General features: G+C 40.9%; 8 protein-coding genes. 4 read left to right on the top strand and 4 right to left on the bottom strand.

The window, feature by feature from the left end; translation table 11 throughout:
* Positions 1–452: 452 nt before the first annotated feature.
* Together gppA and rhlB are read right to left on the bottom strand one after the other, a co-directional pair.
* Positions 453–1,943 carry a guanosine-5'-triphosphate,3'-diphosphate diphosphatase gene (gppA, locus tag ABMY35_RS05445; protein ID WP_349285350.1) on the bottom strand — a complete coding sequence of 497 codons (1,491 nt, stop codon included), beginning with the start codon at positions 1,941–1,943 and terminating at the stop codon, positions 453–455.
* Between the two features lie 39 nt (positions 1,944–1,982).
* Entirely contained in the window at positions 1,983–3,251 is a 1,269-nt protein-coding gene (gene rhlB / locus ABMY35_RS05440; RefSeq protein ID WP_138568795.1) for an ATP-dependent RNA helicase RhlB, read from the bottom strand.
* A 91-nt stretch (positions 3,252–3,342) separates the two neighbouring features.
* Here rhlB and trxA point away from each other — a divergent pair, with 91 nt between their 5' ends.
* The 3 genes from trxA (at position 3,343) to ABMY35_RS05425 (ending at position 6,505) form a co-directional block, all read left to right on the top strand.
* Complete coding sequence (gene trxA / locus ABMY35_RS05435; protein WP_058028399.1) at positions 3,343–3,669, top strand: thioredoxin TrxA; 327 nt, start codon at positions 3,343–3,345, stop codon at positions 3,667–3,669.
* A 191-nt stretch (positions 3,670–3,860) separates the two neighbouring features.
* Positions 3,861–5,120, top strand: a complete 1,260-nt coding sequence (gene rho / locus ABMY35_RS05430; RefSeq protein WP_058028397.1) for a transcription termination factor Rho — start codon at positions 3,861–3,863, stop codon at positions 5,118–5,120.
* Between the two features lie 119 nt (positions 5,121–5,239).
* Entirely contained in the window at positions 5,240–6,505 is a 1,266-nt protein-coding gene (locus ABMY35_RS05425) for a methyl-accepting chemotaxis protein (RefSeq protein WP_349285349.1), read from the top strand.
* Here ABMY35_RS05425 and ABMY35_RS05420 read toward each other — a convergent pair.
* A complete protein-coding gene (locus ABMY35_RS05420) occupies positions 6,482–9,352 on the bottom strand; it encodes an ATP-binding protein (protein WP_349285348.1) in 2,871 nt (956 codons plus the stop codon). The two genes, ABMY35_RS05425 and ABMY35_RS05420, sit on opposite strands and share 24 nt — an antisense overlap.
* Before the next feature lie 70 nt (positions 9,353–9,422).
* Between ABMY35_RS05420 and ABMY35_RS05415 the strand changes: the two genes are divergently transcribed.
* Positions 9,423–10,007 carry a DNA-J related domain-containing protein gene (locus ABMY35_RS05415; RefSeq protein ID WP_349285347.1) on the top strand — a complete coding sequence of 195 codons (585 nt, stop codon included), beginning with the start codon at positions 9,423–9,425 and terminating at the stop codon, positions 10,005–10,007.
* Here ABMY35_RS05415 and dbpA read toward each other — a convergent pair.
* Positions 10,004–11,380 carry an ATP-dependent RNA helicase DbpA gene (gene dbpA / locus ABMY35_RS05410; protein WP_349285346.1) on the bottom strand — a complete coding sequence of 459 codons (1,377 nt, stop codon included), beginning with the start codon at positions 11,378–11,380 and terminating at the stop codon, positions 10,004–10,006. The two genes, ABMY35_RS05415 and dbpA, sit on opposite strands and share 4 nt — an antisense overlap.
* Positions 11,381–11,393: the final 13 nt, after the last annotated feature.

Here is an 11,393-nt window from a genome sequence, read left to right as displayed (position 1 = left end):
ATTCTGTATAAATTGACTATATAGTCACTCATAAGAAATTGAGACTCTAAATTTTTTTGCTCCTGAATCAAGAGCTGTTAGAACTCAATCTGTACGAGTGCCCACACAGATGATTGCTTCATATTTTTAAAGAACATTTCCGGTTACCCGGTGTAACTAACGCTTGGCTAGTTACCGCAGCCTTGCTGCAAAGTGGAGCGCCATAATAACGACTTCACTTTTTATGTCAACACTTAATTTTAAAAAGTTTTTAAAGTTAAGTTTTATTTGACTCGACATCGTTTTGATTTGCTTTTTAGCGTCTCGCCCCGTGTCAGTGGGGTCGCATTATAGGGAGAGCAGAAAATTACGCAACCCCTTTTTTAAAGAAAAATGCAAAAAACTGACTGTTCGCGTGTATTTTGAACGAAACTGTATAATTTCGATGTTTTAAGTAGAATTTATGAGCTGTTTTAGCTACTAAACTGCCAATTTAACTTTGATTGATACACACTTTCTTGCTCAAGCTCACTTTTCATAAGTGGGTGTTGAGCTAACCAGTCTTCAGAAAAGCTAATATTAAGTCTATTTTTATCTGCTTTTACTTCAAAGGTAGGTAAAACATCATCTTTACGGCGCATAGATAAGATAACGGCTAGTCTAATTATGCGTACTAACTTTTCGGACAGTGCTTTATTAGCACCAAGATGTGAAAACAGTGCATCATTTAAATCGGCACGGTGACCTTTTAAAAGACTCGCAATTACTTTCTTTTCTGCTGGCGAGTAACCCGGCATGTCGGTGTTACTTAGTATATAGGCACTGTGTTGATGATATTGCTTGTAATCTATAAGCAAACCAATTTCATGCAAGTGCGCTGTTGCGCAAAGCAATACATTTACTTGCTGTAAATCTAGCTGCCAGGCATGTTGAAGTTGTTTTGCTATTAATAAGGCAACATCTGAAACGCGTTTAGCTTGCTCTTTGTCGGTATGAAAACGCAGCGCAAAGCTTTCAAGCGTTCTTTCACGAATATTAGAGTGGTGTAGATCTGAGATCATACTGTAAAGCACACCTTCACGAAGTGCGCCACCTGCCAGTCCCATCTGCTGAATATTCAGCGCTTCAAATAATGCAATGAGAATTGCTAATCCAGATACAAACACCAAACGACGTTCTTCACTAAGACCTGGTAGAGAAAGTGTTGATACATTCTTATGCTTTATCGCTTCGGCTTTTATATGCTGTAACTTTTCTAAAGAAAGCAGATCGGTTTGACCTGTCGCTGCTAAGATTTCTTGAATTGCTTGCACAGTGCCTGATGCGCCGATGGCAAGTTCCCAACCAGTCTCAATATATTGAGACTTAATCGGCGCAATCACAGTATGTGCTGCAGCAATTGCTTGCTCAAAATTCTTCTCAGACAGTAAGCCATTTTGAAAATAACGTTCTAAGTAAGTCACACAACCCATGTCTAAGCTTTTATAGAGCAGCGCTTCAAATCCTTTACCTATGACAACCTCGGTACTTGCACCACCAATATCGATCACCAATTGTTTACCTTGGCATGCAGAAGTATGTGCTACACCTTTATATATAGTACGTGCCTCTAATTCGCCACTGATGATATTGATTTTGTGACTGAGGATTTTTTCGGCTTGGTTTTTGAACTCTTGGGCATTGGTAGCAAGTCTCAGCGTTGCCGTTGCGACAATGCTGATATTTTGCTTCGGTATATCTTGCAATCTTTCGGCAAATAGCGCCAAACACTCCCAACCTCGTTGCATTGCATCAGAAGATAACGTGTTGTTTTCGTCTAAGCCTGCTGCTAGTCGAACTTTACGTTTAACCCGACCTATGGTGTGGACACCACCGGCAATGTGTTTTGCAATCAACATATGAAAGCTATTAGAGCCTAAATCAATAACGGCAAAAACGTTATTATTATCTATATTTTTGGCCACTTTGTACCTCTAGCTGCAAGATCCCGCAATTACAACTTCTTAAGTGTTCGCTTTCGATTTATTGTAATTTGATTGACGTCGATTGTTTCCCTTTCTTGGGCCAGAGTGATGACGTCTTCTCTGCGTATTCGGTTTAGGTAAATCTTCAATTAATGCTGTTTTATCATAATGAGACAGAGGAATCGAATGTTCTATATATTCTTCAATCTCATGTAAGTTGTATGCATACTGCTCACATGCAAAACTAATTGCGTGACCTGATGCACCAGCTCGACCTGTACGACCAATTCTGTGAACGTAGTCTTCACAGTCATCCGGTAAATCAAAGTTGAACACATGGCTTACTTCAGGGATATGCAAACCACGTGCAGCCACATCGGTTGCCACAAGAATATCTAAATCGCCTTTAGTAAATTGTGCCAAAATTGACTGACGTTTCTTTTGATTTACATCACCTGTTAACAGACCAACACGATGTTTATCTGCTTTTAGCCACGCATACACGTTTTCACAACTTTGCTTAGTATTTGCGAATACGATTGCTTTATCAGGCCACTCCTCTTCTATTAATGTAAGAAGTAACGGTATTTTGTCGTCATGAGATGAATGGAATAATTCTTCTTGAATACGTTTACCGGTTTTTACATCTGGCTCAATTTGTACATGCTCTGGATTAGTCATGTGTTCAAAAGCCAATTCTTGTACACGGTAAGATAAAGTTGCAGAGAAAAGTAGATTTAATCTTTCTGCTGTCGGAGGCATACGGTTAAACAGATAACGTATATCTTTAATGAAGCCCAAATCAAACATACGATCTGCTTCATCAAGTACAACAACTTCGATTTCATTAAGGTTATAAGCACCTTGCTTATAGAAGTCGATTAAGCGGCCCGTAGTACCAATTAAAATATCGACACCTTTTTCGAGTTGCGCCCGTTGTTTTTCGTAATCTTCGCCACCATATACTAAACCTAAGTTTAGACCACAGTGTGGCGCAATAATTTTTGCATCTTTATGGATCTGAATCGCAAGCTCTCTCGTAGGAGCCATGATCAGCGCTCTTGGGTGCTTTCTGGATTGACCTTCTGTTTGCATTAAACGGTGGCAAGTGGCAGTTAAGAACGCCAACGTTTTGCCAGTACCGGTTTGTGCTTGACCAGCGATATCTCGCCCGTCACAGACAAAAGGTAAACACTTTGCTTGGATTGGCGTGCAATATTCAAAGCCATTCGCAGCTAAACCGGCGACCACTTCCGGTGCAATAGCAAAGTCAGAAAATTTTTTATTGGTCAAATGTGTCTTAGTCATAGCAATTAAGCATAACGTTTAAACTTGCAATAAGAAACAAGAGTGTTTAAATACGCAGTAAATAATTCGCCAATTTCTAACGGAGAACGCAATGAGCGACAAAATTATCCAGCTTACTGACGACAGCTTTGAAGCTGATGTAATTAAATCAGATCTACCAGTACTGGTAGACTTTTGGGCAGAATGGTGTGGCCCTTGTAAAATGATCGCGCCAATCTTAGACGAAGTTGCTGAAGAATTTGCTGGTAAAGCAGTTATCGGTAAATTAAACATTGACCAAAACGCAGGTACACCACCTAAGTTCGGTATTCGTGGTATTCCTACACTACTACTTTTCAAAGATGGTGCTGTAGCTGCGACTAAAGTTGGCGCGTTATCAAAGACTCAACTTGTTGAGTTCTTAAACGACAACATCTAAGTCTGTATATATACGCCTCGCCTTTGCTAGGCGTATATCCCACCTACCTGCCCATAGTTTTTTCGACTAAATTTGTTTAAAGACTGGACGACTAGCAAGCTAACTGCTAATTTATAAAGCCACTAACCTTTAGCTTTATCAAATCAACCTCTCATCACTGAGATGACAATTGTTATAAAGAACCCACCAATATGCATTTACGCGAATTAAAAGACAAGTCAATCAACGAACTTGTAAAACTAGCTGAGTCCATGGGACTTGAAAACGTAGCCCGTCTAAGAAAACAAGACATTATTTTTGCCATTCTAAAAGCACACGCTAAAAGCGGTGAAAACATTTATGGCGGCGGCGTTTTAGAAATTCTACAAGATGGCTTCGGCTTTTTACGTTCATCAGAAGCATCTTACCTAGCTGGTCCTGATGATATTTATGTTTCACCAAGTCAAATTCGACGCTTCAGCATGCGTACTGGTGACACAATTAGCGGTCTTATCCGTCCACCTAAAGATGGTGAGCGTTACTTCGCACTACTTAAAGTTAATGAAGTTAACTTCGATAGACCTGAAAACTCTCGTACTAAGATCTTATTTGAAAACTTAACGCCTATTCATGCGAATGAGCGTTTTGTGATGGAACGTGGTAACGGTAGTACAGAAGATATTACTGCTCGTGTTCTTGATTTAGCATCACCAATTGGTAAAGGTCAGCGTGCACTAATTGTAGCTCCGCCGAAAGCGGGTAAAACAATGCTACTACAAAATATCGCGCAATCGATTACCTACAACAACCCAGATGCAACACTGATGGTGTTACTGATCGATGAGCGTCCGGAAGAAGTAACTGAGATGCAGCGCCTAGTAAAAGGTGAAGTTGTTGCTTCAACGTTCGATGAGCCGGCAAGCCGTCACGTACAAGTTGCCGAAATGGTTATTGAAAAGGCAAAACGCCTAGTTGAGCACAAGAAAGACGTTATCATTCTACTTGATTCAATCACACGTTTAGCACGAGCTTACAACACCGTTATTCCATCATCTGGTAAGGTACTAACGGGTGGTGTTGATGCGAATGCACTACACAAACCTAAGCGTTTCTTCGGTGCTGCACGTAACGTTGAAGAAGGCGGTAGCTTAACGATTATCGCAACGGCCCTTATCGATACTGGCTCTAAGATGGATGAAGTTATCTACGAAGAGTTTAAAGGTACGGGTAACATGGAATTACACTTAAACCGTAAGATTGCTGAAAAGCGTGTATTCCCTGCAATAGACTTTAACCGCTCTGGTACGCGTCGCGAAGAATTACTGACTAAAGCGGATGAGCTACAGAAGATGTGGATCTTGCGTAAGATTGTTCATGAAATGAGTGAAATCGACGCAATGGAATTCCTCATCGACAAACTCTCGATGAGTAAAACAAACGACGAGTTCTTCGAGCTCATGCGTCGTAAGTAAATATCCTAAAAAAGCCTGCTTATGCAGGCTTTTTTGATCTTAATTACTATCGCATTGCCCCCAATTTTTTACTATTCTAGTTATAGACTTACGTGCTTAGACAGGGAGCTGTTCAGTTTATGAAGCCCTTTCAATTAATTCGAAACTTTCTAATCCTCAACACCATAGTATTAATGGTCATGTTGCCATTACTCTCTGTATCTTGGTCAACAACGGCCATTATTATCAGTATGCAAATCATCTTAGGTGCAGCTTTACTTTGGTATTCGAGCCAAAAAACATCACAAGCAGAATATTTACAGACTTTAGTCAATTCTATAAACCATGATGGACAAATTGATCTCACTTATCGCTTTGATGATAGTAAAGCCTCTACGCCACCAGCATGTTTAGCGATTAATGCTAGCCTTGCCACCATAGAGCATATTATTGCTGAGGTGTATGTTTCTTCATCTCGCCTTTCACCTATGGCTGATGGACTCAGGGATACTTATGCATCAATGACACAAAAGGCGACGATTCAGCACGCCCATGGTGAAGATTTAGCAGACTCAATTAACCGTATGCTCGCTGTATCTCGAGAGCTTGATGATAACTTAGAAAAGATTTACACCTCAGTGGAAGCCGCAACAGAAGCAGTTAAGAAAACGCGTGTAGATACAGATAAGAGCCAGGCAAGCTTAATGAGCTTAGCGAAAAACATAGAAGAAACCAGTGCGCAAATTGAAACATTAAAAGTTGACTCTGATGCGATTAGCTCTGTGATTGACGTCATTAACTCAATTGCAGAGCAAACAAACCTACTAGCACTGAATGCAGCAATTGAAGCCGCGCGAGCAGGCGAACAAGGTAGAGGTTTTGCGGTTGTTGCTGATGAAGTAAGGAGTTTAGCTGCAAGAACCAGCCAATCGACCCAGCAGGTACGTGAAGTTGTGAGTAAAATCCAGGCTGGGACAGACAGTGCACACCAGCTCATGCTCAACGCACTCGAAGAAACAAAACAAACTGTGACGCTATCAGAAGCGTCTACTCGAGAAGTAGATCAAATCGAATCAGCTATGCTCAACATAAATTCTATGTCTCACAGTATTCATGAACAGGTAAAAGACCAAAAAGCCGTATCCGATGAGGCGCAAACAAGTATTGAGTCTATGGTTGAACTTAATTCAGATGCGCTTTCAAGTTCTAAGATACAAGCTGTGTCTAGCAACGACCTCATCAGTCTTGCCCACAGTATTCACGATAAATTAGCGATTTTTAAAGTGGATGAAGCCGCTTTTGAGCATGATCCCAGAACAGATAAGTCTCGACTAAATACTGACACGAAAGCGGCCAGCACTAAGGCAGAATTTCAGCAAGACTCAGGAGACATTGAGTTGTTCTGATAACTGAACTTGCTGTAGCTCATCACACAAGATTAAATACCAATGCTGCAACCCATGAGAGTCAACTTCTTGTGGTTTTTTTAATGCCTGTTCTATGTGTTTTGCCGTTTTGGCAATATCTTCAAAGCCAAATGTTGAGGCAGCGCCTGTGAGACGGTGACACAAAGCTCTCAACTCTAACCAATCTTGCTTTTGCCATAAATCGATAACTGTAGAACGCTCTTGCTCTAGGCTTAATGCAAAGCTTTCTATCAAATCACTGATATCAACTTGCATACCTTGATCGACTCCAGCGCTCGCTTCTGCTAGAAAATCACTTAAAGCAAGATGGAGTTTATCTCTATCAAGTGGTTTTCCGAGATGACCTGCAAACCCAAGTTCAAGATAAGACTTAATTTCATGCTGCATGACATTCGCAGTAAGTGCAAAAATAGGCCCATCAAAACCTGCTTGCTGAAGTAACTTGAATGCTTCAAGACCATCAAGTAATGGCATTTGAATATCCATCAAGATTAGATCTGGGTATTCACATAATGCTTTTTCTACCGCGACCTGACCATTTTCGGCTGTGATAACCTCAACACCAACCTGAGAGAGAATACGTTCAAATAACGCTCGATTATCATCATGATCTTCTGCAATCAATACCGTACCGCTTAACTTAGATAATTGCGTAATCGGCCGAGCAGCTTTATGTACTAAAATTGAGTCAGATGCTGAGTCTAAACGTGCACAAGGGATCACAATGTAAAATTGGCTGCCTTGTTCAGGAATACTACTCACCTGAATGCTTCCCCCCATCATGGTCGATAATTGCTGAGATAAGCATAAACCCAATCCTGAGCCGCCAAAACGACGTGTTATGCTGTTATCCCCTTGCTGGAAGCTGTCAAAGATATGCTGTAATTGCGTAGCATCCATCCCGATCCCCGTATCATTTACCGAAAATCTAACCCCGTTATTTTCTTGGCTTACAACCAACTCAACATGACCATATTCTGTAAACTTAACTGCATTACCCAGTAAGTTAATGAGTACCTGTTTAAGCCTTACATAATCTAAACGCACCACATATGGTGAAGGAAGCTGATTCACCACAATGAAGTTTAACCCCTTTGCCTCACAGACATGTTGAAACATCTCGGTGACATCATCGAGCAGCTGCTCTAAGGCAAATTCAGTAAACTCTAACTCAAAACGCTGTGCTTCGATTTTACTCAGGTCTAATACATCACTCACAAGGTCTTTTAGGTGCTCCCCTTGCCTTTGAATGACTTGCAAAGGTTCCTGAATATGTTTGTCATGTTGGTATTCTTGTAACAGCGCTTCACTATTCCCAATAATTGAAGTGAGAGGAGTTCGGATTTCATGGCTAATGTTAGCTAAAAACTGGCTTTTAACTGTGTTAGCTTCACTTAGCTCATCTGCTAACTTTTGTAGTTCTGCTGTACGCTTAGCAACCTGTTGACTCAACTCAATATTGGCAGCACGCTCCATGTGTTTTCTATACATACTCACAACAGCCACTATACCTGTGATCAACAGCAAAATTGCAAGCCAAGTCAGTTGTTCACGCTGCTCGCTCTGTAACTTTTGTACAGCCTGTTGCTGTTTGAGAAGTGCAATCTCTTGGTTTAACTCATTAGCTTCAATTTGACTTTGATACTCATTTAAACGAGCTATTAGACTATCGTTAACTAGTTTACGTTGTAGCTTTCTATGCTCATGAAAGCTATTTAGTGACGCTTTGGTATATCCTAAGTTTGCTAAAATAATAGATTTTATTGCTAGGTTTTCGCTAACGCGTAACTGTTCGCCTTGTGACTTTGCAATCTCTATCGACTCATTAATACTCTCAAGTGCTGATTTGAAATCACCTTCATGAATTTGTACCCTAGCCAAAGAAGGCAACGCCTCCATTCGCCCAGCTCTCAAATTTAATTTCTCGGCATGATAAAGCGCATTTTGTACTTCTTGGCGAGCACTTTCCATATCACCCAAAGACACACTTAACTTCGCTAAATTGCTATATTCAAATGTAAGATGTCTTGAAGAATCTATTTTCTCGTAATAGTCTATCGCTGCCTTAAAACTAGCACGCGCAAGCTCATTTTCATTAGTATCAACATAGATAACCCCTAAGTTTGCCTGTGCTAGCGCAACACCATACTCGTCATTTAACAAATTAAACGCGCTAATTGCTCGAAATAACATATCTTTCGCTGTCTCGAACCTAAACTGACGAACATATACCCCAGACAAATTAAGTAAAATATCAGCTTTATCTTGATCACTGCCATGTAGTTCATACAGTTTATGGGCTTCAACATAATGGCGAACTGAGCTTTCTAAATCATGCGCTTTTAGAAAAGCCAACCCGAGATTATTATGCATATTCGCAAGCTCTAATGGCTTATGTCGTAACTTTGCGATATTGAGTGCAGTTTGATAGTTTTTGATTGCCTCAGCGTACTCACCTTGATAGTAAGCACTGATCCCTAACATTTTGAATGCAAGGAAGTGCGCATCATTCACTTTATCATGTGATGTTGCTTCTGCTAGCTGATTGAAATAGATGTCAGCATCGCGCAATTTTTCGCGCTTGATTGCCTCTCTTCCCAGCTCTCTTAAAAGTCCACTGTACGCATCCACATCATCCGCATTCAGCTTCACTAATTTATTTGCTTCTAATGTAAAGGCCGACCAATCATTTATTTCTTTCAGCTTTTCTATTTCTGCAGAAAGTGTAGGAGGAACTGTCGCAGATGATGCTAGGAAAGGTGTACTCAACACACTAGCGACAAATAATGTGGAGGCGAGTATTTTCCGCAATGGCTGGTTTAACATCCTTGCCCTCATTGCCTAAAAAAAAATAATCATGGTATTGTGAAGATACACCAACAAACCTTGAGGAACAATGTTGCGCCCGATTCTAGATGAAATTTTTTCGTTATTGAGTAATGGTGAACATTACAAGGTGCATACGCTGGCAGCACATTTGCAAGCTGTTGAATTACTTAAGCAACTAGACGACGATCCCAGTCAAGATTTATTCAAGCGTAACTTTGTGTTGATGAATAGCTTGTATACTTTGCAATCGGAGCTCATTGAAGACGATATCTACTTACATATAGATAGCATGGATATTTACCTTGCTGACAAAGGCCAAGCACCTGAATTAAACACACCTCTCAGCACTTATTATTTAGATTGGCAGAACTACCAAATAGATAATGAAGAAATAGCAGCATTGCTAGATTCTTTTTGGCAACGTTATGCTCAAAGTTTTCATCATCCGCAGAATACATTGAGCAAAGCCAATCTCGATGAGCTTTGTCTGCACTGGCAATTAACACAACCGCTTGAAGAAAAAACCATTCGACGACGTTGGCGGCAACTGGCCATTCAGTACCACCCAGATAAAGGCAATCATGACGATACACGATTCAAGCAGTTACAGAATGAGTATCAACAACTGCTTGGGCACATTAAATTAAATTAATTGACGCGGCGTACTTGGTATTTCTTACCTTTGATTTTGTTATCGCGAAGTTTTCTAAAAGCCGGTTTACTTGCTTCGCGCTTCACAGCAACAAACGATTGGTTTTCAAACACAGTGATCTTACCGATTTGCGAAAAGCCAATGCCCTCTTCGCCCGTTAAACAACCGACTATGTCACCAGCGCGTAGCTTTTGCTTTTTGCCACCGTCAATATAGAGGGTTTGCATTTCTGGTTTATAAGGGGGTTTATCTAATAAGCTCAGCGAAGGTAAAACCGCAGGTTCAAATTCACGATCATATAGCTGTTCTATTTGCTTAACTCTGAACGCCTCTTTCTCACCAAAGATAGAACACGCCAGGCCTTTTTTATCACCACGACCTGTTCGGCCCACACGGTGAACATGGGTTTTAGGGTCGAGTGCGAGATGATAGTTAATCACCATGTCCATATCATCAATATCCAAGCCTCGCGCCGCAACATCAGTCGCCACTAAAATAGAAGCGCTCTTATTGGCAAAACGCATCAACATCATGGCACGCTCTTGCTGAGCTAAATCGCCATGCAGTGCCGAAGCATAAAAACCGGCCTCTTTTAATTCTTCAAATAAGCGCTTAGCTTCCACCTTGGTATTACAAAACACCACACAACTTTTTGGTTGATGCTTCATCAGAAGTAGTCGCAATGTATTAAAACGAAGCTTGTTATTGCTGAGTTTATAGAAGGTTTGTTTGATGCTTTTATTGATCCCCACCTCTTCAACTTTGACTTGCTGCGGGTTGCGCATCAATTGCGCAGAAAGTGACTCAATATTTTTGGGGTAGGTTGCACTAAATAAAAGGCTTTGACGCTCAGGTGGTAAATAAGCAACGATGTTTTCTATCGCATCAGTAAAACCCATATCGAGCATTTGGTCGGCTTCATCAAGCACTAAGGTATTTACTTGCGTTAAGTCGAGCGTGCCCTTAAACAAATGTTCTTCTATGCGCCCTGGCGTACCAACAATAATATGTGCACCATGTTCAAGAGAGCTTATTTGCGGCCTAATTGGCACACCACCACACAAGGTAAGAATTTTAACGTTTGCTGTGCCACTGGCTAGCTTTCTAATTTCTGTCGCTACTTGATCTGCCAACTCGCGTGTTGGACAAAGCACTAAGCCTTGTACATGCATACTCGCTACGTCGAGTTTAGATAATACACCAAGCGCAAACGCCAGCGTTTTACCTGATCCTGTTTTCGCTTGTGCAATCACATCTTGTTGGTCAAGGATCAGTGGCAAGCTTTGTGCCTGAACCTCTGTCATCTGTTTAAACCCTAATTGCGAAATGGTCTCAAGAAATACGGGTGATAAAGCCAGTGTATTAAATTGCATGATGCTTTTCGTC

The organism is Pseudoalteromonas sp. BZB3 (genome assembly GCF_040104455.1).
GTDB lineage: Bacteria > Pseudomonadota > Gammaproteobacteria > Enterobacterales > Alteromonadaceae > Pseudoalteromonas.
The sequence above is the reverse complement of the archived record's forward strand: the minus strand, read 5'-3'. Positions and strand labels throughout refer to the sequence as shown.